Origin of the sequence: Arthrobacter sp. CG_A4 (assembly GCF_035985125.1) — a bacterium.
Lineage (GTDB): Bacteria > Actinomycetota > Actinomycetes > Actinomycetales > Micrococcaceae > Arthrobacter.
This window is the reverse complement of sequence record NZ_JAXCID010000014.1, coordinates 30,844-55,893: the sequence shown is the minus strand read 5'-3', so window position 1 is coordinate 55,893 and position 25,050 is coordinate 30,844. Positions and strand designations below refer to the sequence as shown.

Genomic DNA, 25,050 nt, shown 5'->3' with positions numbered 1-25,050 from the left:
AGGAGGACCCGTTTGACCGATAGTCGTCAGCCCAGCGCGAATACCGCCCCACACAGCACCGATCGGCACTATTCTGAAACTGCCGAACCTTCAAAGGAGACCATGACCAGCCAGCCCAACACCGGACCCGATTCAGCAGCCCCGGACATGAGCCCCGCGGAGATCCAGGCTGTCATCGACCGGATCCTCTCCAAGGACACCCCCGCCCGGACCGAGGCCCCGGCTGCCGCCGAGTCACGGCCGGTGCTCGGCAAGGCCCAGGCGATCTCCGGGCCGGACGCGGAGCACGGCAACTACGATGGCGACCAGCAGGACCTCGAAGAACGGCACGCCCGACGCCGGATCGGCAGCCTGTCCACCGAACTCGAAGATGTCACCGAAGTCGAATACCGGCAACTGCGCCTTGAGCGCGTTGTGCTGGCCGGTCTCTGGACCGAAGGCACCCTCGCCGACGCCGAGAACTCGCTGCGTGAGCTCGCAGCCCTCGCCGAGACCGCAGGCTCGGAGGTCCTCGACGGTATTGTCCAGCGCCGCGCAAAGCCCGATCCCGGAACTTTCCTCGGATCCGGCAAAGCCCAGGAACTCAAGGACATCGTGATGTCCACCGGCGCGGACACCGTCGTGGTCGACGCCGAACTGGCCCCGTCCCAGCGCCGCAGCCTGGAAGACATCGTCAAGGTTAAGGTCATTGACCGCACGGCCCTGATCCTGGACATCTTTGCCCAGCACGCCAAAAGCCGCGAAGGCAAGGCCCAGGTGGAACTGGCCCAGCTCGAATACCTGCTCCCGCGCCTGCGCGGCTGGGGTGACTCGATGTCCCGCCAGGCCGGTGGCCAGGTGGGCGGCGCAGGCGCCGGCATGGGCTCGCGTGGTCCCGGTGAAACCAAGATCGAACTGGACCGGCGCCGGATCCGCACCCGGATGGCCAAGCTGCGGCGCGAAATCGCCGCGATGAAACCGGCCCGGGAAACCAAGCGCGCCAACCGCCGTCGTAATGCCGTGCCGTCAGTAGCGATCGCCGGGTACACCAACGCCGGGAAGTCCTCGCTGCTGAACCGGCTGACGGATGCCGGTGTCCTGGTGGAGAACGCCCTGTTCGCCACCCTGGACCCGACAGTCCGCAAGGCTGAAACCTCCGACGGGCTGGGCTATACCCTCGCCGATACCGTGGGCTTTGTCCGCTCGCTCCCCACCCAGCTCGTGGAGGCCTTCCGCTCCACCCTGGAGGAGGTTGCCGACGCGGACCTGATCCTGCACGTCGTCGATGTGTCCCACCCGGATCCGGAGGGCCAGATCGCCGCCGTCCGCAAGGTGTTCAGCGAAGTCGACGCCCGCAAGGTCCCGGAAATCATCGTCCTGAACAAGGCCGACGCCGCCGACCCCTTCGTGATCGAACGGCTCAAGCAGCGCGAACCGCGCCACGTGGTGGTCTCGGCACGCACCGGTGAGGGCCTTCCGGAGCTGCTCAAAGCCATCAGCGACGGCATCCCGCGGCCCAGCGTGAAGCTGGAACTGATGATCCCGTACGACCGCGGAGACCTGCTCAGCAAGTTGCACGAGACCGACGCCGAGATTCTCAGCCTCGACCACGGGGAATCCGGCACCCGGGCCGTCGTAATGGTGCGCGAAGGATTCGCTGCTGAACTGGATTCGTTTATCAGCAATGACTGAGGCAGCGGTGACGGGGCCGGACCCGGAGCGGGCAGGCCCCGCCGGGGACGACTCCGCAGGGAACGACTGTGCCGGCGACGGATCTGCCGGCGGGACCCGGGCTGGTGAAAATCCTGACGGAGCTGACGGACACGGGCCGGCAGCAAAAAAGGCGGTGGGTAGAGTCCAGCCGCACGGCGAGGAGTTCGTCATTGACCTCCTCGACCGGGCAGTTTCCGGCATGGGCGGCCAGAGCCGTGACGGCCAGCATGAAATGGCCCGGCAGGTGGCGCGCGCGATCGACAGCGGAGACCACCTGCTGGTCCAGGCCGGCACCGGCACGGGCAAGTCCCTCGCCTACCTGGTCCCGCTGATCGCCCATTCGCTGGTCAGCCAGAAACCAACCCTCGTCTCCACCGCCACCCTGGCCCTCCAGACCCAGATCGTGGGCCGCGACCTGCCCCGGCTGCTCAAGACCATCACCCCTGCCCTGGAGCGGCCCGTCAAGGTCGCCCTGGTCAAGGGCCGCTCCAACTACGTCTGCCGGCACAAGCTCGACGGCGGTTTCCCCTCCGAGGAGCCCTCCGAGGGCCAGCTCTTCTCCCTCGGCGAGGACACGTCCGTCCCGCATTTTGCCGCGGCCATGGGCGGCGCGTCCTCCCAGCTGGGCAAGGAAGTAGTCCGGCTCCGCGAATGGGCCGAGGCGACCGCCTCGGGCGACCGCGACGAGCTGATGCCCGGCGTGACCGACCGCGCCTGGCGCCAGGTATCCGTCACCTCGATGGAATGCCTCGGGGCGCAGAAATGTCCGCTGGCGGGCGAATGTTTCAGTGAACTGGCCCGGCAGAACGCCGCAGACGCCGACGTCGTCGTCACTAACCACGCCATGCTGGCCGTCAGCGCCTTCGAGGGCCTCGCCGTGCTGCCCGAGTACGACGTCGTGGTGGTTGACGAGGCGCACGAACTCCAGGACCGCGTCACCGGCGCCGTGTCCGGGCAGCTCTCCGTGGCGATGGTGAATGTTGCCGCTTCAGGGGCGCGGAAGCACACCGGCATTACCGTTGACGCGCTGAGCAATGCAGCGGCCAACCTCGAACTCGCCATTGAAGGCGTCCCCGGCGGACTTATGCCTAACGGCCTCAACAGCGAACAGCTGGACTGTGTGGACCAGTTGCGTGATGCCTGCCGCGCCGGGCTGTCCGATTCCAAGGGGGACAGCGCCAACACGGCCGACGGCGGACGTCAGCTCGCCCGCTCCCGGCTCATGGTCATCCTGGAACTCTGCGAACGGCTGCTCGCGGCCCGGGAAAACCGTGAAGTGGTGTGGTTTTCCCGCACCAGCACCTTCGACCCGGCGCAGGGGTACTCCCAGCCGGACGAGTCCGCTCCGGCGCTGATCAACGTGGCGCCGCTGAGCGTCGCCGGCCGGCTGCGCGAGGGCCTGTTCGCGGACCACACGGTAATCCTGACCTCGGCGACCCTGGCGATCGGCTCGGCGTTTGAACCGGCCGCCGGCGGCCTTGGACTGGTCGGCCCCGGCGCGCCCAGCTGGACCGGCGTCGACGTCGGCTCGCCGTTTGAATACCCCAAGCAGGGGATTCTTTACGTTGCGAAGCACCTGCCCAAACCCGGCCGCGGCACCTCCCCGGAAGCGCTTGATGAGCTGGAGAAACTGATCCGGGCCTCCGGCGGCGGGGCCTTATGCCTGTTTTCCTCCCGCCGCGCCGCCGAAGACGCCGCCGAGGCCATGCGGCCGCGGTTGGAGCTGAGCATTCTCTGCCAGGGAGACTCAACCATGACCGCGCTCGTGCGGCAGTTCGCCGACGAGCCGGACACCTGCCTCTTCGGGACTATGTCGCTGTGGCAGGGCGTTGACGTCCCGGGCGACTCCTGCCGGCTGGTCGTGATCGACCGGATCCCCTTTCCGAGGCCGGACGACCCGTTGATGACGGCGCGGTCCAGGGCGGTGGCCCAGGCCGGCGGCAACGGCTTTATGAGCGTGTCGGCGACCCACGCCGCGATCCGGCTGGCACAGGGCGCCGGGCGGCTGATCCGGACGACGACGGACAAAGGAGTGGTGGCGGTGCTGGACTCACGGCTATCCACGGAACGGTACGGGGGATTCCTCCGCGCCGCACTTCCGCCGTTCTGGCCCACCACCGATCCCGCGATAGCCTTTGCTGCGCTGGAACGCCTCGCCAAAGAATCCGGGCAACCGGCCGCGTAGTCGCTGCCATTCAGGGATTCCGGGTGGAACGCCCCGGCCCGGGTCGCGGCGTTCCCGCCCACTTGCTCCGGCCCGCGGGCGACGGCAGCGCCTGGACTCCGCGGACTTCCGGTGCCGGGCTGCTGACGCGGCGCATTTATCCTTGCGACGCGCAAATGCCCTGGCGCTACGGGTATTCCGGTAGCGCCACGACATCTGCGCGTCGCAGGAAAGATTGCGTGTCGTGTCCCAGTGCCCGCTCGTATTAGCCCACCCCGAGTCGGCGGACTTCGGCGAAAGACCCGAAACAGGGAGCACTCCGATTCTGAGTGCCAAAGGTAAATGCTCCGTCACATGATGTGACGGAGCATTTACGGTCAAACCGAAAAGTGAGGAAGCGTTCTGTTGTCCACCGCGAAAGGTGAGCGAGCGTCAGAGCCGGTATCTGATTTTAGCTAGAGGGAGCGGAGGACCGAGACCACCTTGCCCATGATGACGGCGTGATCGCCGAGGATGGGCTCGTACTGGGTATTCTGCGGCAACAGCCACATGTGGCCGTCGCGTTGGCGGAAGGTCTTGACCGTCGCTTCGTCGTCCAGCAGAGCGGCCACGATGTCGCCGTTGACGGCGTCGCTCTGCCGGCGTACCACCACCCAGTCGCCGTCGCAGATGGCGGCGTCGATCATCGAATCGCCTGCGACTTTGAGCATAAAAAGCTCACCATGACCCACCAGCTGGCGCGGCAGCGGCATCACGTCCTCGACCACCTGGTCGGCGAGAATAGGGCCGCCGGCAGCGATCCGGCCCACGAGCGGCACCATAGCGGTATCCGTGGCGCTGGTGAGCTCGGAGACGGACAACCCGCCCACGGAGCGCAGGCCGCTCGGTTTCCCGGCTCCTGAAATCCTGGTGGCCCCCTCATCCAGGGTCAGCGGCATGAGCACTTCCATGGCACGCGGACGCTTGGGGTCGCGCCTCAGGTAGCCCAGCTTCTCGAGCTGGGACAACTGGTGGGTGACGCTGGAGAGGCTTGCCAGTCCAACCAAGTCGCCAATCTCACGCATGGACGGCGGGTAGCCGTTCTCCGATACCGAGCGCTGGATGGTTTCCAGGATCTTCTTTTGCCGGATGGTGAGGCTCTTCGGGGGCCGGGCTGCCTGCGGGTTCCGCTGGCTGGCCCTGCCGCCGGTGGCTTGTGCTGCCATATTCGCCAACGCCTTTCCCTTATGCCCGGCTGTCGTCGCTGCAGTTGCCGCAACGTACGGCTCTGTTTGTCGGACTTTGTCAGACCCTGCTGATCAACTGCAGATGCGGTTGTCCTGTGACTCCAACGTAGGCCAGCCGCAGCAGTTTTTCAAACATTTGTTCTAGCGAGTCTCGACAATGTTCGTCGATAAGTGCTAAAACAGAACTAGCGAAGTTCGAATATGTGTTCGACTCCAGCGATGTTCGGACAGGGCACGACGTTCGGTTCTATGTTCGAAGGTTAGGCCGGTTGGCGGCAAGTACGTGCAGTACGCCGGGCGGCACCGTATGGTCCAGGAGGGCTCAGTTCATGTCAGCATCAAGCGCGTTTCACGACACATTCGGCTACACAAATGACCGCGGAGAGGTATCCGGCGATGGTCGTTCACTCCGCGGGCACGGCTCCGCGGCCCGCACCAGGCAGGCGCCGCTGCGGTTGACCAGGCGCGGACGCTTCGTCTTTTTCGGCGTTCCCCTTATCCTGCTGGCCGCCCTTATTCTCTCCTTCAGCGGCTTTCTCAATGCGCCGGCCAGGGCCTCCGAGTCCGCCGCCGATCTGCGGTTGACCCCGGCTGTTTCGGTCACCGTCCAGCCCGGAGACTCGCTGTGGGCGATCGCCGGAACAGTGGCTCCGGAGCGTGACCCCCGCGATGTGGTGGCCGACATTCTCCAGCTCAACAACCTCGAGGCGGCCCGCGTGGTTCCAGGCCAGTCACTGGTCGTTCCGGCCAAGTAACATCACTGGTGCAGTCCGTCAGGCGTCGCAGTTTCAGGGCTCGTCGCCGTCTCGCTTAAACTAGTTGAGTGACTGACCAGTTAGAACGCCTGAATCGACTCCCCCTCCGGACCAATCTGCGCGGGCTGAGCCCGTACGGTGCACCGCAGTTGGAGGTGCCGATCCTGCTGAACGTCAACGAGAACACCCATGGTGTGCCGGCCGATGTCCGCGCCGCGATTTCCGAGGCCGTGACCATCGCGGCAGCCGGACTCAACCGATATCCGGATCGGGAGTTCACCGAACTGCGCGGAGCCCTGGCGGACTACCTCGGGCATGGCCTGGGTGCGGAGAACATCTGGGCAGCCAACGGATCCAACGAGGTCCTCCAACAGATCCTCCAGGCCTTCGGCGGACCGGGCCGTACCGCCCTCGGCTTCCCTCCAACCTACTCCATGTACCCGCTGCTGGCCGCCGGGACGGACACGGAATACATCGCCGGGGTCCGCGCCGAGGGCTACGGCCTCAGTGCCGAATCGGCAGCCCGCCAGGTCCGTGAACTGCAGCCCAATATTGTGTTCCTGTGCTCCCCGAACAACCCCACCGGCACCGGGCTTGGCCTCGACGTCGTGGCAGCGGTCTATGAAGCGGGCGAAGCCAGCCAGGCCGTGGTGATCGTTGACGAGGCTTACCACGAGTTCGCCCACGACGGCACGCCGAGCGCCCTCACGCTGCTGCCAGGCCGGGAGCGGCTGATTGTCTCGCGCACCATGAGCAAGGCGTTTGCCCTCGCGGGCGCACGGCTGGGCTACATGGCGGCGGCCCCCGAAGTCGCCGACGCCCTGCGCCTCGTCCGGCTGCCGTACCACCTGTCCGCCATCACGCAGGCGACAGGCCTGGCCGCGCTAAACCACCGGACCGCGCTCATGGCCGACGTCCAGGACATCAAGCGCCAGCGTGACCGGATAGTCTCCGAACTGCAGCGGATGGGGCTCAAACCCGCGGCCTCCGAATCCAACTACGTCTTCTTCGGCGGCCTCGGGGATTCGCACGAGACCTGGCAGGAACTTCTGGACGCCGGGGTACTGATCCGCGACGTCGGCATCCCCGGGCACCTGCGTGTCACTGCCGGCACTGAGACGGAAACCACAGCCTTCCTCGAAGCCCTTGAGAGGATACTGACCAGCCGCGCAGCACAGCAGGCCTAGACTTGAGCGCGGAGCCCGCAACCCCCGCCCGCGAGTCCGGCGCCGCAAGCCCTACACCCCGCCTTCAGCCAAAGGACACCTCAACATGAGCAACACCGGATCAACCGCTGCACTGGGGCGGACCGCGCGTATGGAACGGACCACCAGCGAGTCAACTGTCCTGGTCGAGATTAATCTGGACGGCACCGGCGTCTCGGATATCAGCACCTCGGTTCCGTTCTACGACCACATGCTGACGGCGCTGAGCAAGCACTCGCTGATCGACATGACAGTCAAGGCGACGGGGGACACCCACATCGACGTGCACCACACGGTGGAGGATGTTGCCATCACTCTCGGCGAGGTCCTGCGCACAGCACTGGGCAACAAGGCAGGCATCCGGCGCTTCGGCGAGGCCACGGTTCCCCTGGACGAAGCCCTGGCGCACGCCGTTGTCGATGTTTCCGGGCGCCCTTACCTCGTGCACGCAGGGGAGCCCGCCGGCCAGGAATATCACCTGATCGGCGGTCACTTCACCGGTTCCCTGACCCGCCACGTCTTCGAGGCGATCACACTGCACGCCGGGATCTGCCTGCACATGAACGTGACCGCCGGCCGGGATCCGCACCACATCGTCGAGGCCCAGTTCAAGGCCTTCGCCCGCGCCCTGCGTGCGGCCATAGAATCCGATCCGCGCGTTGAGGGAATCCCCTCCACCAAGGGTGCGCTGTGACCGGCAAGGTGCTGCAGGACGGCGCCATCATCAACCCCGACGCCGGCAGGAAGCCCGTCTCGCCCGAGGGTAAGCCCACCGTCACGGTGCTGGACTACGGCTCCGGCAACATCCGCTCGGCCGTTCGCGCGCTCGAGCGCGCCGGGGCCGAGGTCATCCTCAGCGCCAAGCCGGAGGACGTACTTAACGCCGATGGCCTCGTCGTCCCGGGAGTCGGCGCCTTCGAAACTGTCATGCGCGAGCTCAAAGCCGTTGACGCCATCCGCATGATCGGACGCCGCGTTGCCGGTGGCCGGCCGGTGCTGGCCATCTGCGTCGGGCTCCAGATCCTGTTCGAGGCCGGCGTGGAGCACGGCACCGAGGCCCCGGGCATGGGGGAGTGGCCCGGCAAAGTCGAGCTGCTGCCGGCCGAAGTGGTACCGCACATGGGTTGGAACACTGTGTCCGTGCCGGCCGGTTCCCAGCTCTTCGCCGGTGTCGAGAGCGAGCGCTTCTACTTCGTGCACTCCTACGGTGTGCAGCACTGGGACTTCGACGTGATCCAGCCCCGCATGACGGCGCCTCTGGTCACCTGGTCCGAGCACGGTGCCCCGTTCATCGCGGCCGTGGAAAACGGCCCTCTCTGCGCCACCCAGTTCCACCCGGAGAAGTCCGGTGACGCCGGGGCGCGCCTGTTGCGCAACTGGGTCGAGGGCCTGCGCAACGGCTCCGGGACCGCTGCTGTCCCGGACGTCAAAGCGGAAGCCGCCGCGCCGGAAGCGACCGCCTAAATGTGGTCGATAGTGCTTATGGGCCTCGCCGGGCTACTGATTGGCGGGGCGCTGTCGTTCCGGCAGCAGAAGAGCCCTCGCTGGGTCCAGATCGTGTTCTATGCACTGGCCGGGATGTCGCTGCTGGCCGCCTATCTCCTGACCCTGCCCGCCGGCTAGCTGCCCGCCAACCGCCGGCAGCAACACGCCGGCAGCAACCCGACCACCGCCATCCGCTGAGAAACTGAGGATCCCACGATGACCACCGAAACCCCGCTGCCCGTCCTTGAACTGCTGCCCGCCGTCGACGTCGTGAACGGCCAGGCCGTCCGCCTCGTCCAGGGCGAGGCCGGCAGCGAAACCAGCTACGGCACGCCGCTGGAAGCCGCGCTGAGCTGGCAGCAGCAGGGCGCGGAGTGGGTCCATCTGGTGGACCTTGACGCCGCGTTCGGCCGGGGCTCCAACGCGGAACTGCTCCGCGAAGTGGTGGGACGGCTGGACATCAAGGTGGAGCTCTCCGGCGGCCTGCGCGACGACGAATCCCTGGCGAACGCCCTCGAGCTTGGAGTTGCCCGGGTGAACCTGGGAACCGCCGCCCTGGAAAACCCGGAGTGGACTGCCCGGGTGATAGAGCGCTTCGGCGACAAGATCGCCGTCGGCCTGGACGTCCGCGGCACCACCCTCGCCGGCCGCGGCTGGACCAGGGAAGGCGGAGACCTCTGGGACGTCCTCGGCCGGCTCGAAGAGGCCGGCTGCGCCCGCTACGTCGTCACGGATGTGACCAAAGACGGCACCCTCAAGGGCCCCAACATCGAACTCCTGCGCCAGATGGTCGAGAAGACCGGCAAGCCCGTCGTCGCCTCCGGCGGCATTTCCAGCCTCGATGACCTTAAAGTCCTGCGCTCCCTCGTGCCGCTCGGCGTCGAGGGCGCGATTGTGGGCAAGGCCCTCTACCACGGCAACTTCACACTGCCCGAGGCCCTTGACGTGGCCGGCCGCCGCTAGCAGGTCCGCGGGATGAAGCACCAGCCTGAAGGCGAGAGCGCAACACCTTCCCGGCAGTTGCCGGGCCATATTGCCGCTGCCCTGGCCGGCGCCGGCCGGGCGACGGACTCGGCAGGCCGGCCCTGGGCCGGCCGCAGCCTGGCCGGCGAGGACGCCAGGATCCACAATTTCGAGGACGACGACGGCATGGCCGACCCCGGCTACCTCGCCGCCATTGCGGCCCTCGCGGCAGGGGAAGGTGACGAAGCCGGCGTGGTCGCCGCGCTGTCCACCGCCCGGGTCTTCGTGCCGATCCTCGCCCAGCTCGCCGAAGAAGGCGAAGGCGTGACGCGCCCGGCGGTGGACACCATGCACGGTGACAAGATCCGCGGTGACAAGCTGCACGGTGAAAAGCTCCACGGTGACAAGATCCGCGGTGACAAGCTGCACGGTGAAAAGCTCCACGGTGACAAGCAGGCCGATATGGCCCTCGTGACGTTGAAGGCGCCCGACGGCCGGACCGCGATGCCACTGTTCACCTCGGCCGCGGCGCTGGAGGCCTGGCATCCCGAGGCACGGCCCGTTGCCGTGTATGCGGCCCGCGCCGCGCTGTCCGCCGTCGCAGAAGGGGCCGAACTGCTTGTGCTCGACCCCGGCTCCGCCGTCACATTCGTGGTGCGACGGCCGGCCGTCTGGGCCTTGGCGCAGCAGCGGCCGTGGACACCGGCGTACGCGGATCCCGAGCTGGCGCAGTCCCTCGGGTTGGCGGCGGTAGGCTTTCCGGAGGTCCGCCGTGTAGAAATTCAGCCAGGCGGTGGAGTTGCCTCGGTTGCCGCCGATGGACGCCGATACCCCGGCGGTGGCGCCGGCCCGGAAGTCCGGGTGGTCCTGTACCTGGATGACGGTCTCGACGCCGACGGTGTGCAGTTGATCGTGGCAGGCCTGAACACGGCGTGGGGCCGGAATGAAATGTTTGCCGAACGGGTTGACTCGATCGAGGTCAAGTTAGAGCGTGCAGCACCGTAACTGACAGCCAGCGGGAGACCTCCCGGTGCCGCTGGGGGAAGTACCAGAAGGAAATAGTTTCGTGAACTTCGCGCTTTACCGTGAGCTGCTGGCCGTGCGGCCGGTCAGGCGGCTGCTGCTGGTCGGGATGATCGCCCGAATACCGCACTCGGCCGCGGGTGTGCTGCTGACCCTGCACATCGTCCTGACCCTGGGGCAGGGCTATGCCGCCGCTGGCGCCGCAGCAGCCGTCATGACCATCGGCATCGCCGTCGGGGCACCCTGGCGGGGCCGGCGGGTCGACACCGTGGGCCTGCGCAGGGCCCTAATCCCGTCAGTCATATCCGAGACGGTCATCTGGTCAATCGTGCCGCACGTGTCCTACGAGCTGCTGCTGCCGCTGGTCTTCGTCGGCGGCCTGCTCACGCTGCCAATCTTCAGCGTGGTGCGCCAGTCCCTCGGCGTACTTGCCACGGGGGAACAGCGTCGGACGGCCTTCGCCCTGGACGCGATCTCCACGGAACTGGTCTTTATGATCGGGCCCGCTGCCGGCGCCCTCGTGGCCACCGCCGGACACTCGGTCTTGGGGCTCACCATCATCGGCGCTGCCACCTCGGTGTCCGGACTCTTCCTCATGTGGTTCAACCCGCCCACCCGCACCGCAGTTCCGGATGCCGGATTCGAAGCGGACCAGCTGGAATGCGCGGAAGCCGCCGTCGTCGCCGCCGCACCGGCCCACCTGCAGGAAGCCGCCGCAGAGCTGGCGCCCTTGGCGTCCGCCGCGGAAAGGCGGCAGAACGGGTCCGGGCTGCGGCACAAGGTCAGCCACAATTTCGCCTGGTTCACCGCCGCCGTGGGCGCCGTCTTCGCCGTCGCGGCCGGGGCAGGCATGGTGCTCAGCGGCACCGACGTGGGGATCGTTGCGGTTCTCGAGGCCGGTGGACACCAGGCCGAGATCGGCCTCGTGTTCCTCTTCTGGTGCGCGGCCTCGGTGGTCGGCGGGCTCATCTACGGCGCCCTGCACCGGCCGATCTCTCCGATTCTGCTGCTCCTGGGCATGTCAGCCCTGTCCATTCCCATGGCGTTTGCGAAGGACACCTGGACACTGAGCCTGCTCTCGCTCCTGCCGGGGCTGCTGTGCGCCCCGGTCCTCTCGGCAGCCTCGGAGAAAGTTGCCGCACTCGTCGACGAGCGCCGCCGTGGTGAGGCGATGGGCTGGTACGGATCGGCGCTCACCGGCGGCGTGGCCCTCGGGGCGCCGCTGGCCGGACTCTTCATCGACGGCGTCAGCCCGGGGGCCGGTTTCGCCGCCGTGGGAGTGGCCGGCGTCGTGCTGTGCCTCGTGGGACTTGTGCTGCAGCACCGCCGCCGGCTCCGGCTGGCCTCCACCGCATAAGCAGCGGCGCAGTCCCGACGGCGCGGTTCCAGCGGCGTTCGTCAGCGACGGACGATGACTGACGACGATCGAGGACGACGATGGTCAAACACAGCCTGCGTTAACGACGACGGCGGCCGGACCACCGTGGTCCGGCCGCCGTCGCGAAGTGACTGGCTACTGCCTGGTTTCTGCGATGTTAGTTGACCGGGCCGGTGTACTTCTCGCCCGGACCCTTGCCCGGGGCGTCCGGAAGGATCGATTCCTCGCGGAAGGCCAGCTGCAGCGACCGCAGCCCGTCGCGCAGGGGGCCGGCATGCTGCGATCCGATCTCTGGCGCGGCCGCGGTGACCAGGCCGGCGAGGGCCGTGATCAGTTTCCGGGCCTCGTCCAGGTCCTTGAGCTCATCGGCGTTCTCCTCGGCGGCCAGGCCGAGCTTTACGGCGGCGGCACTCATGAGGTGCACAGCGGCGGTGGTGATGACCTCGATTGCGGGAACCTCGGAGATGTCGCGGATCTGCTGTGCGACATCGCTCTGGGCGCCGTCGGGCTCGTAGACGTGTGAATTACGCTCTGTTGTGCTCATGCTGGTAAGCTTGTCACAGACCGACTGGATGTCGTTATTTTCACTGCTCAGAGTTGAATGGCGGTGACTGACTACAGGTGGAAACCCCGTTGAACCAACCATGATCCGTTGTGGATGTGCGCCGGACGGGATTCTTTCTGTAGAATCGGTTTCCAGTTAGCAAGCGGAGTTCTCTCCCACCCGCGTCAGCCGCGATCCTTCGGGAAGCTTCGCAAGAAGCAAGGTTGCCGGGTACCTGGTCGGGCATTTACCCGGGCGTCAGCCTGGCGGGAATGTATGCCGCCTCCTCAGGAGGCAGGCAGCACCGATCCTCGAGGCCTCCGATTGCTCCGGCAATTGGAGGCCTTCTCTTTTTGCCGGTGGAATACCCCTCACGAACACAGGAGCCTTAACATTAGCGAGCCAAGAATCAATGAGCGTATCCGCGTCCCCGAGGTGCGGCTGGTCGGCCCTGCAGGCGAACAAGTAGGAGTTGTCCGTATTGAAGACGCCCTGCGTTTGGCTGCCGAAGCGGATCTTGATCTCGTTGAAGTTGCACCTCAGGCTAAGCCTCCGGTGTGCAAGCTGATGGACTTCGGCAAGTACAAGTACGAAGCTGCGGTCAAGGCGCGCGAGGCCCGGAAGAACCAGACCAACACGGTCCTGAAGGAAATCCGTTTCCGCCTGAAGATCGACACCCATGACTATGAGACGAAGCGCGGCCACGCGCTCCGCTTCCTCGGTGCCGGTGACAAGGTCAAGGCCATGATCCAGTTCCGCGGCCGTGAGCAGCAGCGCCCCGAGATGGGCATCCGCCTGCTCCAGCGCTTTGCCGACGACGTCGCTGAAGTCGGGGTTGTGGAGTCCAGCCCGCGCATCGATGGCCGCAACATGGTCATGGTAGTGGGCCCGCTGAAGAACAAGGCCGAAGCCAAGGCGGAGGCTCGCCGCGCAACGCAGCGCGCCGAAGCCAAGGCCGAGAACGAAGCGAAGGCATCGGGTGGCGGCCGCGTTGAGACCTCAGGCCCCGAAGCACCCCTGACGCAGTCGCTCGCCGATCTTCTTCCGGAGGGCTACGAGGTCCGGACTGCACCCGAGGCGCCGGTGACCGAGGCTGAGGCACCGGCAGCGGAGGCCCCCGCAACGGAAGCCGCCGTCGTCGAGGCTCCGGCCAAGACCGCCCCGGTGGAAGAAGCCGTCGTTACGGAGGCCCCCGCCGCCGAGACCAAGGTCGAGGCAGCTCCGGCAGAAAAGGCTCCCGTCCAGGAAGCGCCGAAGGAGGCCCCCAAGGCCGCCAAGGCTGCTCCGAAGCGCGAGGCTCCCAAGGCCGCCGTCAAGCCCGCAGTTACCAAGCCGGCAGTTGCCAAGGCGCCTCCGGCGCCGAAGGCTGCAGCCGCGAAGGCTCCCGAGGTTGCCAAGGCCCCGGAGGGTGACAAGGCTGCTCCGGCAGCAGCACCGAAGCCGGTGGCTGCGCCCAAGCCGGTTCCGCGTCCTGCGGCACCGAAGCCCGCGGCACGGCCGGCTGCCCCCAAGGCCGCCGCCAGGCCGGCAACCAAGAAGACCAACTAGTTCACGGCTGCCGGACAGCAATGTCCGGCAGCAAGCAACCAGCATGCCGCCCGCAGGGGTGGCTGCACGAAAGACTGCAGACCTTGTCTGCGGATACGTAAGGAGATCGGTTCCCATGCCGAAGATGAAGACCCACAGCGGTGCTAAGAAGCGCTTCAAGCTGACCGGTACCGGCAAGCTGCGCCGCCAGCAGGCCAACCGCCGGCACTACCTCGAGCATAAGTCCTCGAGGCTGACCCGCCGCCTGGCCGGCGACAAGATCGTCTTCAAGGGCGACGCCAAGGTCATTCGGAAGATGCTCGGCATCTAAGTTCCAAGTTCTCTGGCTGATTGCCACCTGGCAGCAGTCAACTATTAAAAAGGCTTCTCAGGCCGGCCGGTTGTTCCGGCAGTAGACGCTTGGGATCAGAATTTTCGAAGGAGTACGCACGTGGCACGTGTGAAGAGGGCGGTAAACGCCCACAAGAAGCGCAGGGTTATCCTCGAACGCGCAAAGGGCTACCGTGGACAGCGTTCACGCCTGTACCGCAAGGCCAAAGAGCAGCTGCTGCACTCGTTTGTGTACAGCTACGGCGACCGCAAGAAGAAGAAGGGCGACTTCCGCCGCCTGTGGATCCAGCGCATTAACGCTGCCTCCCGCGCCAACGGCCTGACCTACAACCGACTGATCCAGGGCCTGAAGGCCGCTGAGGTCGAGGTTGATCGCCGTATGCTGGCCGAGCTTGCCGTTTCCGACGCCAACGCCTTCGCCGCGCTGGTCAAGATCGCCAAGGATTCGCTGCCCGCCGATACGTCAGCTCCGGCCGTCCAGGCCGAGGCTGCACCGGCCGCCACGAAGCCGGCCGCCGCCAAGAAGCCTGCTGCCAAGAAGGCCACCGACGAGGCTGCCGAGTAGAACCTGAAGTAGTTCGGACGGCTGCCTCGTTCAAGAACCGGCTGCAATAGCAACTAAGGTTCTTATATGAACGAAACCGGGCGCCCGCAAGATGACGTACTCTCCAACCCTCGAGCTGATCGGGTGAGGAAGGTAGCTCAGCTTGCCGGGCGCCCGGCCCGGTTAAAGCGCCGTGAGTTCCTCGCTGAGGGGCCGCAGGCAGTCCGGGAAGCCCTTGGCCTGCACCAGAGGAGGATTGCTGCGGGGGAGCCCGGCATCGTCTACGAGGTCTACGCGAGCGAGTCCTGCCTGGACCGGCACCCGGACCTGGAAGCACTCGCGGAGGGCACCACCGCCTACCTCGCCACCGACGAAGTGCTCGCCGCGATGGCGGACACGGTCAACCCGCAAGGTGTTCTTGCGGTCTGCGGCTTCCTGGACACGGTTCTCGAGCAGGTGCTCGACGCCGGTCCGCGGCTGATCGCTGTGCTGTCCCAGGTCCGTGACCCCGGCAACGCCGGTACTGTTCTGCGGGCAGCCGACGCGGCCGGCGCGGACGCCGTCATCCTGACCTCCTCCAGCGTCGATATCTACAACCCCAAAGCGGTGCGTTCGACGGCGGGATCCCTCTTCCACCTGCCGGTTGTGCTCGGCGCCGAAGTCGAGGAGATCGTCGCCCAATGCAAGGAACGCGGTATCGGCGTCCTGGCCGCCGACGGCGACGGCGAGCTCAACCTGGACCGGCTCCAGGACGAGAACTCCGCCCGCCGGCTGGGGGCGCCGGCTCCGGAATCCGGGTACGCGCTGGAGAATCCGACCGCCTGGCTTTTCGGTAACGAGGCCCAGGGACTGTCCGGGGAAGAACTTGCTCTTGCCAACCACCGGGTGGCCGTGCCGGTGTACGGGGCTGCCGAGAGCCTCAACCTCGGAACCGCGGCCACGGTCTGCCTGTACGCCAGCGCCCGCGCGCAGCAGTCGCAGCAGGGGAGCGGCACGGAATCCGCGTAGCGGCTGGTGCGGCTGGAAACGCAGCCGGACGGTCAAAGCCGCGGTCCAGCACGAAAACACGGCGGGGGTCCACCGAAAGGTGGGCCCCCGCCGTCGTTCCCGCGTCATTGCTCCGCGCGATTAGGCGCTGGTCTTGTTGCGTCCTGTGATGGCGCCGTAGATTCCGGCAACTGCCAGGCCGCCGACTATGGCCAGGATCCAGGAACCGAGATTCCAGAATTCCATCTTGCCGCCGCCGAACAGCAGGTCGCCGATCCAGCCGCCGACTAGTGCGCCGACGACGCCGAGCACGAGGCTGGTGACCCAGCCGCCGCCGACTTTGCCGGGCATGATTGCCTTAACGATTGCACCTACTATGAGTCCGAGAATGATCCAGCCAAGAAAGCCCATGTCTCCTCCTACATATTCGTCGGCATCCGAATTGTGGATTCCGAATACGGTTTCAAGCTAACACCTGCGGCTTTAAATGTCAGCAGGATCACATTCAATCGTTACCAGCCGTGACCAGGCTGCGCCTCCGGGCCGGCGTTGGGGCATTCCGCGGTGGGCGCGGCGGGGTCCGGCGGGTACGGTACTCCGTGCGGGCGCAGGCACCGGCCGGTGCCCGCGGCCACCCCGGCACAACACTCAAGGAGTAGTTCGTTCAAGAAACCGCATTCGGGCTACGGTGCCAGCGGCCTTCTGCTTTCCACCAGGCCGCTGACGGCGGCGACTCCGAGCCCCAGCAGGGCCAGGCCGGCGCCCACGAGGGCGGGGGCGACGTAGCCCCAGCCCCAGGCGATGACGAGTCCGCCGAGGAAGGCGCCCAGGGCATTGGCCACGTTCAGGGCAGCATGGTTGAGCGAGGACGCGAGTGAGGGGGCGTCGGGTGAGGCGTCCAGGAGTCGGGTCTGCAGGGCCGGAACCAGCATGGCGCCGGCGCCGCCCACCACAAAGACCATCACCAGGGCGGACCACGGCCAGTGCACGGCCAGGGCGTAGACCACAAGGGCCACGGCGATGCCGGGCAGGACCCAGTAGATGGTTCCCATCACGGATTTGTCCGCGATCCGGCCGCCGACGATGTTACCGGCCACCATGCCCAGCCCGTAGAGCGCCACCACGAGCGGCAGCCAGACCGAGGGGATCCCGGTCACCGAGGTCATGGTGTGGGCGATGTAGGTGTAAGTGGCGAAGAACCCGCCGAAGCCGACGACGCCGATCAGGAGGGCCAGCCAGACCTGGAGCCGCTTGAGCGCACCCAGCTCGCGGCGGAAGCTGGCATCGGCATGGGGCTTCTGGAACGGGACGAACTGCCAGAGCATCACCAGCGTGATGATGCCGATCACGCCGACCAGCAGGAAGAGCAGCCGCCAGCCGTACGTCTGGCCCAGCCAGGTTCCAAAGGGGACGCCGACGACGTTCGCGATGGTCAGGCCGGCCATAACCATTGAAATGGCCCAGCCGCGCCTGGTCGGGGCGACGAGGGAGGCAGCGATCACCGCCGCGACGCCGAAGAACGCGCCGTGCGGCAGGCCGGCCGCAAAGCGGGATACGAGCATGCTGCCGTAATCCGGGGCAATGAAGGAGGTGAGGTTGGCGACGCTGAAGAACAGCATGAGGCCCAGGGCCAGGTATTTCCGCGGCAGTTTTGCGCCGACGGCGGCCAGCACCGGGGCGCCGATGACCACACCGAGGGCGTACGCCGAGATCAGGTGGCCGGCTTCCGGGGTGCTGATGTTGAGCCCCTGTTCCACCTCCTTGAGCAGGCCCATCATGGTGAATTCCGTGGTGCCGATGCCGAATCCGCCCATGGCCAGGGAAACGATGGCAAGGGCAAGATGGCGGGTGCCGGTCTTGGGCGTGGCCGGGGCTTGTTTAGTGGTTGTCATTCGTCTGCTTTTCGGTGATGTTCCCGGCATGAGCCAGAAAAAATGCGGCAAGATAAATCTGATGTGTGGGCTGGTCTATGCAACGGGGCGGGCCCACCCGGTATTCCTGGTGATCAGGAAGGCGGCCACCTCCATTCTCCCGGAAGCGGCCGCCGCCCTAGACTTGGGGCGTGACTTCACTCATAAGCATCGTTGGCGGCGCTGTATTGGACTCCCTGGCCAATCCGGGCCGGCTGCTGGTCGCACGGCGCACGGCACCCCCGCAATTTGCCGGCATGTGGGAGTTCCCGGGCGGCAAGGTGGAGTCCGGAGAGACGGCCGAGCAGGCGCTGCATCGCGAGTTATTCGAAGAACTCGGCGTAAGCGTCCGGCTGGGCGCCGAACTGGAGGCCGGATCCGCCACCGGTTGGCCGCTCAACGAGCGTGCCGCAATGCGTGTGTGGTTTGCGGAGCTGGTAGACGGCGACCCGCTGCCGCTGCAGGACCACGACGAGCTGCGCTGGGTCGGTCTGCGGAACCGCGGGGAAATCCTGGGACTGCCCTGGATTCCGGCGGACCTTCCCATCGTGGAGGCACTGCTGGATAACGTTCAGGGTTCACTCCGCCCGGCTGTCCCCGCCGGCTGATCCACAGAGCCGCATGATAGCCGGAAGCGCTTTTCCCCGCCGCGTCTCTCGCCAAAGCCTCCGGCATGTGACTATTCTGAAGCGAACCGAGAGGAGTTGCCCGTGCAGGTCGGTGTCAGACGGGAGCGGCGTGCGGGGGAGCGACGCGTTGCGGCGACACCGGAGACAGTGCAGCAACTCACGGCCCTCGGCCTGAAAATCGCCGTGGAGTGCGGTGCAGGGACGGAAGCCGGGTATGCGGATGCAGCCTATGCCACGGCCGGAGCCACCATTGTCCCGGAGCTGCTGCCCGAAGCCCTGGATGTCCTCCTGCACGTCCGGCCACTGGCAACCGAGACCGCCGCCAGGCTGCGGCCGGGAACAATAACCGTCGGGTTCGGCTCGCCGGCCTCGGAGCTGCCCGCCGTCCGGGCCCTCGCCGACGCCGGCGTCACCTCCTTCGCGCTGGAACTGGTCCCGCGCATTTCCCGGGCCCAGTCCATGGATGCGCTCAGTTCACAGTCCCTCGTCTCCGGCTACCGGGCCGTGCTGGAGGCGGCCCTGCGCTACCCGCGGTTCTTCCCGCTCTACATGACGGCGGCCGGGACCATACCGCCCGCACGGGTGCTGGTCCTCGGAGCCGGCGTCGCCGGGCTGCAGGCAATCGGCACCGCCAAACGCCTGGGCGCCCGGGTCTCGGCCAACGACATCCGGGCGGCCTCCGCCGACGAAGTCGCCTCGATGGGCGGCACCTTCATCCACCTGGACCTGGACAACCGGTCGGCGGACGCCGCCGCGGAAGGGGCCGGAGGGTACGCGCGCGAACTCGGCGAGGACCGGGCCACGCGGCAGCGGGCCATGCTGGCCCCGCATGTCGCGGCGGCGGATGTCCTCATCACCACGGCAGCCATTCCCGGCCGCTCCGCACCCTTGCTTGTCACCCTTGACATGGTGGCCGGCATGCGGGCCGGATCCGTCGTCGTTGACCTGGCGGCCGAATCCGGCGGAAACGTCGAGGGGGTGATCGCTGGCCAGGACATCAGGGTGCCTGTCGCCGGCGGCTTCGTGACCCTCGTGGGGCTGCGGGACGCGCCCTCCGCGATGGCCTCCGATGCGTCGCGCCTGTTCGCCAAAAACGTCGCCAACCTGCTCGCCCTGATGACTAAAGATGGCCAGGTCGCCCCGGACTTCGACGACGACGTCGTCGCCGGAGCCTGCCTGACCCACGGGGGTTCGGTCCGGCACGCCGCTACCGCCGACGCCATGGAGGCAGCCAAATAATGGAGGCACAGCAGTGATGGATCCGGTCACGATACTCACGGTGATGGTACTCGCGGTCTTCGTCGGCTTCGAAGTCGTCTCCAAGGTGACCAGCAAGCTGCACACCCCGCTGATGTCCGGCGCCAACGCCGTCCACGGCATCATCCTCGTCGGCGCAATCATCGTGGCAGGACAAGCCGCCGAGCCGTGGCTGCTCGCGATCGCGCTCCTCGCCGTCGTCCTCGCAACAGCGAACCTGGTGGGCGGATTCGTCGTCACGGACCGGATGCTGGAGATGTTCGGCGGACGGACAGGCGGACGGAAGCCGGCCCACCCCCGTACCGGAGGCCCGGCCGGGGAGGAGCGCACGTGAGTCTCCTTGCCCCGGAGTGGACGGCCATGTTCTACCTGGTGGCCGCCGTCTGCTTCATCCTCGCGCTGAAGGGCCTGAGTTCGCCCCGGACCGCCCGGCGCGGCAACGCCATCGGAGCCGCCGGCGCCCTCGTGGCCGTCATCACCGTGTTCCTGTCCGCGAAGCTGGCGAACATCCCGCTGATCCTGGCCGCGATCGCCGTCGGCTCCGCCGTGGCAGTCCCGGTGGCCCGGCGCGTGCAGATGACCCAGATGCCCCAGCTCGTTGCGTTGTTCAATGGGGTCGGCGGCGGGGCTGCCGCGCTGGTCGCCCTGCTGGAGCTGGGGCACGGCGACGACCCGTGGGTGCGGCTGGCCGTGGTCTTCACCATGGCCGTCGGCGCGGTGTCCTTCGCCGGCTCCGCGGTGACGGTGGGCAAGCTGCAGGAACTGATCAGCACCCGCCCCCTGCTCTTTCCCGGCATGCCCGCGATCATGGGTGTTGTCCTGCTGGGTGCGGCCGGTGTCGGGGTCTTCATCGTCCTCACCGGCTCGACGGCCTGGGCCGTTGCGCTGCTGGTCCTGGGGCTCGTGGCCGGACTCCTGCTCGTACTGCCAGTGGGCGGCGCCGACGTGCCCATCGTGATCTCTCTGCTCAACGCCTTCACAGGCCTCGCAGTGGCGGCCTCCGGAATCGTGCTCGGCAATGTCCTGCTGCTCGTCGCCGGCACGCTCGTGGGGGCCAGCGGAACCATCCTGACCAAGGTGATGGCCTCCGCTATGGGCCGCGGGGTGGCCGGCATCATGTTCGGCGCTTTCCGCGGCGGCTCGACGGCGGGCTCGACCGTCCAGAGCGAACGGCCGGTCCGCTCGTCCTCGCCCGAGGAAGTCGCCGTCCAGCTGGGCTACGCCCAGCGGGTGGTGATCGTCCCCGGCTACGGGCTGGCCGTCGCCCAGGGCCAGCACACCGTCGCGGAGCTCGCCACCGCACTGGAGGCCCGTGGAGTCGAAGTCGTTTTCGCCATCCACCCGGTGGCGGGCCGGATGCCGGGCCACATGAACGTGCTACTCGCCGAAGCCAACGTGCGCTACGAGGCATTGAAGGAGCTGGAGGAAGCCAATCCGGAGTTCCCGAACACCGACGTCGCCCTGGTGGTCGGCGCCAATGATGTGGTCAATCCGGCCGCCAAGTCAACGCCCGGGGCTCCCATCTTCGGCATGCCGATCCTTGAGGTGGCCCAGGCCGGGCAAGTGGTGTTCCTGAAACGATCGATGCGCCCCGGCTTCGCGGGCATCGAGAACGAGCTCTTGTACGACCCCAAGACCACGCTCCTCTTCGGCGACGCGAAAGAGTCCCTCGCCAAAGTGCTCGGCGCGCTGAAGGCCCTTTAAGCCGAGGTGCGCGTTCAGCACCCTCTCCGCAGGCAGGGCTGCGGTCCGGAACCCAGGGCCCCGGACAGTGTCGTCAGAACAAGGTGGGCTGCGCGGCTTGCTCCTCCCGGCTGCCCTGCCCGCCCGGGTGGCCCGGGTAGCCGGCGGTCTCTGGGATGCTGCCGGCCGGATACTGGGCCTCGTCCTGCCGGGGATCCACACTGTTGGGATCCACACCATAGGGATCAGCACTGTTGGGACCGCCGCCATAGGGATCAGTGTTAACGTCCCGGTGGCTGAAGCCGTGTGAGCCGGAAAAGCCGTGCAGGGCCTTGAAGTACCGGATGCGCCCGGCCAGCCACGCCCGGTACTCCTTCGAGGCGTAGGAGCCGCTGCCATACAGGCGCCGGTACTTGCCGGCAAGCTGGGGGTGCTCCCGTGCAAGCCACTGCATGAACCATTCCCGGGTCCCGGGTTTGAGGTACAGGGCCCCGGCCGTGACACCCGTCGCGCCGGCCGCCTTGAGGGCACCGAACAGCGAATCGAGGGACTCGTCGCTGTCTGAGAGCCACGGCAGGATGGGCATGGCCATAACGCCGCAGGGCAGCCCTGCCTCCCGGAGCCGGGACACCAGCTTCAAGCGAGCCCGCGGCCCGGGAGTGCCCGGCTCCACGGCTTCCGAGAGATGCTCATCGGTCATCGCCAGCGAGATGCCCACCCCGATAGGGACCTGGGCCGCGGCGTGCTTCAGGAGCGGGATGTCCCGGGCGAGGAGGGTGCCCTTGGTCAGGATGGACAGGGGAGTCACCGAATCGGCGAGGGCGCCGATGATGCCCGGCATGAGCTGGTAGCGGCCCTCGGCACGCTGGTACGGATCCGTGTTCGTCCCCAGGGCGACATGCTGGCGACCCCACGAGGGCTTCGCCAGCTCCCGGCGAAGGACCTCAGCGGCGTTGATCTTGACCACCACCTGGCTGTCAAAGTCCAGGCCGGCGTCGAAGTTCAGATAGGTGTGGCTCTTCCGGGCGAAACAATAGACGCAGGCGTGGCTGCAGCCGCGGTAGGGGTTGATGGTCCACTCGAACGGCATCCGCGAACCGGCCGCCACTTTGTTGAGCACCGATTTGGCGGTGACCTCATGGAAAGTGACCCCGGCAAACTCGGGGGTGGTCACGGAGCGCACCAGCCCGAGCAGCGGAAGGAGGGCATCGGGGGCCGGCGGTGCGCCTCGCCCGCCGCCGGAGCCGGGGGCAGTGCCGGCGGTGCCGCCGTCAGCGGAACTGTGTTCACGAGTACTGTCTTCACCAGTGGTGCCGTCAGCTGCCCTGACTCCTGGCGCCGGTTTGAGTGCTTGCGCGTCCCATCTCATGGCTCCATTCGAATGTATGTTCGAATTTAAGTCAAGGACCCCGTCAGAACTGCAGGCCGCATTGCTAGGCTGGGGCGATGATTCTCCTGACAGGGTTCGAGCCGTTCGGCGGCGAAAGCACCAACCCGTCCTGGACCGCGGCACGGGAGGCCGGGGCACTGCTGCGGGCCGAGGGGTACGAGGTGCGGACGGTGGAACTGCCGTGCGCCTTCGGGGACTCGATCAGGGTGCTGGAGGAAGCGCTGGAGCAGTACAGCCCGCAAGTGGTGGTATGCGCCGGCCAGGCCGGCGGCAGGTCCCGCATCTCGCTGGAACGGATTGCCATCAACTGCGACGACGCCCGGATTCCGGACAACGCGGGAAACGCTCCGGTGGATGAGGCCGTGGTCTCCGGCGGACCGGCGGCGTACTTCAGTTCCCTGCCGGTGAAGGCTGCCCTGGCGGCGCTGGATACCGCGCAGATCCCCGCCGAGGTATCCCAGACGGCAGGGACCTACGTCTGCAATCACGTCTTCTACGGGCTGATGCACGCACTGCGGCTGCGCCCCGGAACACGAGGAGGCTTCGTTCACGTCCCGTATGCGGTCGAACAGGTCCCGCCGGGCAGCGTCACCGCGTCCCTGCCGGTGGGGCTCATGGCGGCGGCGCTCGCCGTCGTCGTCCGCACCACGCTGGGCACCACGGCGGATCTCAAGCTGGCCGCGGGTGCCACGCACTAGCGGTCATTTCGTTAGTTCGTCGGGGGTCAGACGGAGCCTGGATCTTCATGCGCCGGGGGACATGCCCATTCTTCGCACCCGGGACTGGGCATAATGACTCTATGTCCTTCCGCTGGCCCCGGCGCTGGGCATGTCCCTTTGGGCGGGCGTGCAGTCCGCAGGGAATATGCCCATTCTTCGAACCCGGGACTGGGCATAATGACACTACGTCCAGCCGCGGGCCCCGGCGCGGGGCATGTCCCGGAGCCCGGCCACCGCGCCCGGACCCCCGACGAACCAACGAAAATGCCCACTCGCTGCAGCCGTACACGGGCAGCAATGCACCAGTCCGTCAGTCGAGCAGCTCCCAGACAACGCCGACGGCTGCGCTGACGCTGGATTCGCCGGCCTCCACGGTGAGAGACTCTGCGGCGACGGCGCGCTGCAGCCCGGCTACCGGGATGGGGGCGGGGTAGCCGGTCTGCTGGGCGAGCGAGACCACCTTGCCCAGCGAGGCGCCGGCGAGGGAAGCGAAGTGCCGGGCCGTGGCGAGGGCGTCCGCCCAGGCGGCCTCGCGGGCGCGGGCCGTGACCGCGGCGGGATCCGCGAAGCCGAGCTCCAATCCGTTGAGCCGGACGTCGTCGCCGCCGGCCGCGACGGCCGCGGCGATGATTTCCGAGGAAGCCGCCAGTTCACGGATCCGGACGCTCAGCACGCTGGATGCCAGGTATCCGGAGACGGTTTGGCCCAGACCTTCCTGCCAGTTGACCTCGGCCCTGACATTGAGTCCCGAGGTGGTGATGTCCCTGCTTTCGACGCCGCGGTCCCGGAGAACCGCGGAGATGGCGGCTGAGGCCCCTCCGGCACCGCCGTACGCCGCTGCGACGTTCTCGCGGCGGCACTCGACGCCGATGGAAAAAGTCAGCAGATCGGGCGCGGCTTCCGCGCTGCCGGTTCCGCTGACTGAAATAGTCCTGGGGATTTCGGTCATGTCATGCCTCGTTCCGCTCATGGGCCGCCCGGCCCGCACTGGTTGAAGGGGTGGTCTGTGCAGGGGTCCGTGCAGGGGTCCGTGCAGTACCCGGCTCCGGGTAGCCGCCGGCCTGCAGCCCGGCGTGCCGCTCGAAGGCGTTGGCGGAGCCGGGGTTGCCGGTCCGCCACAGCGACCAGACGGCCGCGAGGAGATAGAGCGGCAGGAAGGGGACACCGAGGCACCAGGCGTACTGGGTGCTGTGGCGTTCCTCGTGCCCCAGCAGGACCGGATCGGCCAGGGCTTCCGCCGGCCCGGAACGGAACAGCACCACATTGCCCACCGTGAACGCCCCGGCGATGGGCAGCCGCCAGCGGTAGCCGGTAGCGATCAGCAGTCCCCGGGGTCCGCGGCGGACTGGGGTGCGGGCACAGCCGGCCAGCAGCAACCCCAGCGGAGTTGCTGCATTCAGTACGTTGGCCAGCTGCCGCAGCCGTTGTCCGGACGTCATGAGGCAATGCTAGCCGGGACGAAGCCGGACTGAACCGGGGATCCGTGCCCTTTACGAACCGCAGGAGTCCCCGTGACGTCCGGGCAGCGGGATGCGTTCAACTAGACTGGACACCAGTGCCCGCCGGAGGGGTTTCGGCGTGCCCTGACCTTTGTTGATGACAGATGTTGATGACAGAT

At 67.2% G+C, this 25,050-nt stretch carries 26 protein-coding genes; 19 read left to right on the top strand and 7 right to left on the bottom strand.

Annotation, left to right across the window (positions count from 1 at the left end):
- Positions 1-102 precede the first annotated feature (102 nt).
- Both hflX and RCH07_RS08090 read left to right on the top strand, forming a co-directional pair.
- Positions 103-1,671, top strand: coding sequence for a GTPase HflX (gene hflX / locus RCH07_RS08095; RefSeq protein WP_326966953.1), 1,569 nt, complete (start codon positions 103-105; stop codon positions 1,669-1,671).
- Complete coding sequence (locus RCH07_RS08090; protein ID WP_326966952.1) at positions 1,664-3,877, top strand: ATP-dependent DNA helicase; 2,214 nt, start codon at positions 1,664-1,666, stop codon at positions 3,875-3,877. Before hflX ends, RCH07_RS08090 begins: the two co-directional genes overlap by 8 nt.
- 434 nt (positions 3,878-4,311) lie before the next feature.
- Here the strand turns inward: RCH07_RS08090 and lexA are convergent, their stop codons facing one another.
- Complete coding sequence (lexA, locus tag RCH07_RS08085) at positions 4,312-5,061, bottom strand: transcriptional repressor LexA (protein WP_326966951.1); 750 nt, start codon at positions 5,059-5,061, stop codon at positions 4,312-4,314.
- Between the two features lie 350 nt (positions 5,062-5,411).
- On the opposite strand from lexA, the gene RCH07_RS08080 reads away from it, so the two are divergent.
- The 8 genes from RCH07_RS08080 (at position 5,412) to RCH07_RS08045 (ending at position 11,870) form a co-directional block, all read left to right on the top strand.
- On the top strand, positions 5,412-5,837 hold the full coding sequence (locus tag RCH07_RS08080) for a LysM peptidoglycan-binding domain-containing protein (RefSeq protein ID WP_326966950.1): 426 nt from the start codon (positions 5,412-5,414) through the stop codon (positions 5,835-5,837).
- Between the two features lie 68 nt (positions 5,838-5,905).
- On the top strand, positions 5,906-7,024 hold the full coding sequence (locus tag RCH07_RS08075) for a histidinol-phosphate transaminase (protein WP_326966949.1): 1,119 nt from the start codon (positions 5,906-5,908) through the stop codon (positions 7,022-7,024).
- 85 nt (positions 7,025-7,109) lie between these two features.
- Complete coding sequence (hisB, locus tag RCH07_RS08070; RefSeq protein WP_326966948.1) at positions 7,110-7,736, top strand: imidazoleglycerol-phosphate dehydratase HisB; 627 nt, start codon at positions 7,110-7,112, stop codon at positions 7,734-7,736.
- Positions 7,733-8,506 carry an imidazole glycerol phosphate synthase subunit HisH gene (gene hisH, locus RCH07_RS08065; protein ID WP_326966947.1) on the top strand — a complete coding sequence of 258 codons (774 nt, stop codon included), beginning with the start codon at positions 7,733-7,735 and terminating at the stop codon, positions 8,504-8,506. The genes hisB and hisH overlap by 4 nt, the downstream gene beginning before the upstream one ends.
- Positions 8,507-8,665: a hypothetical protein gene (locus tag RCH07_RS08060; protein ID WP_326966946.1), complete on the top strand. Its 159-nt coding sequence runs from the start codon at positions 8,507-8,509 to the stop codon at positions 8,663-8,665. It abuts the gene before it with no gap.
- A 78-nt stretch (positions 8,666-8,743) separates the two neighbouring features.
- Positions 8,744-9,490: a bifunctional 1-(5-phosphoribosyl)-5-((5-phosphoribosylamino)methylideneamino)imidazole-4-carboxamide isomerase/phosphoribosylanthranilate isomerase PriA gene (priA, locus tag RCH07_RS08055; protein WP_326966945.1), complete on the top strand. Its 747-nt coding sequence runs from the start codon at positions 8,744-8,746 to the stop codon at positions 9,488-9,490.
- Positions 9,491-9,502: 12 nt separating this feature from the next.
- Complete coding sequence (locus tag RCH07_RS08050; protein WP_326966944.1) at positions 9,503-10,495, top strand: SseB family protein; 993 nt, start codon at positions 9,503-9,505, stop codon at positions 10,493-10,495.
- Between the two features lie 61 nt (positions 10,496-10,556).
- Positions 10,557-11,870 (top strand): MFS transporter, encoded by a 1,314-nt coding sequence (locus tag RCH07_RS08045; protein ID WP_326966943.1) that lies wholly within the window; start codon positions 10,557-10,559, stop codon positions 11,868-11,870.
- Between the two features lie 178 nt (positions 11,871-12,048).
- Here the strand turns inward: RCH07_RS08045 and RCH07_RS08040 are convergent, their stop codons facing one another.
- A complete protein-coding gene (locus RCH07_RS08040) occupies positions 12,049-12,435 on the bottom strand; it encodes a DUF1844 domain-containing protein (protein WP_326966942.1) in 387 nt (128 codons plus the stop codon).
- A gap of 324 nt (positions 12,436-12,759) precedes the next feature.
- Between RCH07_RS08040 and infC the strand changes: the two genes are divergently transcribed.
- The 4 genes from infC to RCH07_RS08020 all read left to right on the top strand — a co-directional run bounded on the left by infC (position 12,760) and on the right by RCH07_RS08020 (position 15,865).
- Entirely contained in the window at positions 12,760-13,983 is a 1,224-nt protein-coding gene (gene infC, locus RCH07_RS08035) for a translation initiation factor IF-3 (RefSeq protein ID WP_326966941.1), read from the top strand.
- Positions 13,984-14,098: 115 nt separating this feature from the next.
- Complete coding sequence (gene rpmI, locus RCH07_RS08030; protein ID WP_003798720.1) at positions 14,099-14,293, top strand: 50S ribosomal protein L35; 195 nt, start codon at positions 14,099-14,101, stop codon at positions 14,291-14,293.
- 120 nt (positions 14,294-14,413) lie between these two features.
- Complete coding sequence (gene rplT, locus RCH07_RS08025; protein ID WP_326966940.1) at positions 14,414-14,878, top strand: 50S ribosomal protein L20; 465 nt, start codon at positions 14,414-14,416, stop codon at positions 14,876-14,878.
- A gap of 66 nt (positions 14,879-14,944) precedes the next feature.
- Positions 14,945-15,865: a TrmH family RNA methyltransferase gene (locus RCH07_RS08020; RefSeq protein ID WP_326966939.1), complete on the top strand. Its 921-nt coding sequence runs from the start codon at positions 14,945-14,947 to the stop codon at positions 15,863-15,865.
- A gap of 120 nt (positions 15,866-15,985) precedes the next feature.
- Here RCH07_RS08020 and RCH07_RS08015 read toward each other — a convergent pair whose 3' ends face one another.
- Complete coding sequence (locus tag RCH07_RS08015; protein ID WP_326966938.1) at positions 15,986-16,255, bottom strand: GlsB/YeaQ/YmgE family stress response membrane protein; 270 nt, start codon at positions 16,253-16,255, stop codon at positions 15,986-15,988.
- Positions 16,256-16,527: 272 nt separating this feature from the next.
- A complete protein-coding gene (locus RCH07_RS08010) occupies positions 16,528-17,736 on the bottom strand; it encodes an MFS transporter (RefSeq protein ID WP_326966937.1) in 1,209 nt (402 codons plus the stop codon).
- Positions 17,737-17,906: 170 nt separating this feature from the next.
- Between RCH07_RS08010 and RCH07_RS08005 the strand changes: the two genes are divergently transcribed.
- The 4 genes from RCH07_RS08005 to RCH07_RS07990 all read left to right on the top strand — a co-directional run bounded on the left by RCH07_RS08005 (position 17,907) and on the right by RCH07_RS07990 (position 21,344).
- Positions 17,907-18,362, top strand: a complete 456-nt coding sequence (locus RCH07_RS08005; protein ID WP_326966936.1) for a (deoxy)nucleoside triphosphate pyrophosphohydrolase — start codon at positions 17,907-17,909, stop codon at positions 18,360-18,362.
- A gap of 102 nt (positions 18,363-18,464) precedes the next feature.
- On the top strand, positions 18,465-19,622 hold the full coding sequence (locus RCH07_RS08000) for a Re/Si-specific NAD(P)(+) transhydrogenase subunit alpha (RefSeq protein WP_326966935.1): 1,158 nt from the start codon (positions 18,465-18,467) through the stop codon (positions 19,620-19,622).
- Positions 19,623-19,638: 16 nt separating this feature from the next.
- Positions 19,639-19,974 carry an NAD(P) transhydrogenase subunit alpha gene (locus tag RCH07_RS07995; protein ID WP_326966934.1) on the top strand — a complete coding sequence of 112 codons (336 nt, stop codon included), beginning with the start codon at positions 19,639-19,641 and terminating at the stop codon, positions 19,972-19,974.
- On the top strand, positions 19,971-21,344 hold the full coding sequence (locus tag RCH07_RS07990; protein WP_326966933.1) for an NAD(P)(+) transhydrogenase (Re/Si-specific) subunit beta: 1,374 nt from the start codon (positions 19,971-19,973) through the stop codon (positions 21,342-21,344). Before RCH07_RS07995 ends, RCH07_RS07990 begins: the two co-directional genes overlap by 4 nt.
- Before the next feature lie 73 nt (positions 21,345-21,417).
- Here RCH07_RS07990 and RCH07_RS07985 read toward each other — a convergent pair whose 3' ends face one another.
- Positions 21,418-22,692: an Rv2578c family radical SAM protein gene (locus tag RCH07_RS07985; protein WP_326966932.1), complete on the bottom strand. Its 1,275-nt coding sequence runs from the start codon at positions 22,690-22,692 to the stop codon at positions 21,418-21,420.
- Between the two features lie 77 nt (positions 22,693-22,769).
- Between RCH07_RS07985 and pcp the strand changes: the two genes are divergently transcribed.
- Complete coding sequence (gene pcp / locus RCH07_RS07980; protein WP_326966931.1) at positions 22,770-23,411, top strand: pyroglutamyl-peptidase I; 642 nt, start codon at positions 22,770-22,772, stop codon at positions 23,409-23,411.
- A 331-nt stretch (positions 23,412-23,742) separates the two neighbouring features.
- Here pcp and RCH07_RS07975 read toward each other — a convergent pair whose 3' ends face one another.
- Positions 23,743-24,381 carry an SIMPL domain-containing protein gene (locus RCH07_RS07975; protein ID WP_326966930.1) on the bottom strand — a complete coding sequence of 213 codons (639 nt, stop codon included), beginning with the start codon at positions 24,379-24,381 and terminating at the stop codon, positions 23,743-23,745.
- 1 nt (position 24,382) lies between these two features.
- A complete protein-coding gene (locus RCH07_RS07970) occupies positions 24,383-24,871 on the bottom strand; it encodes a hypothetical protein (RefSeq protein WP_326966929.1) in 489 nt (162 codons plus the stop codon).
- Positions 24,872-25,050 lie beyond the last annotated feature (179 nt).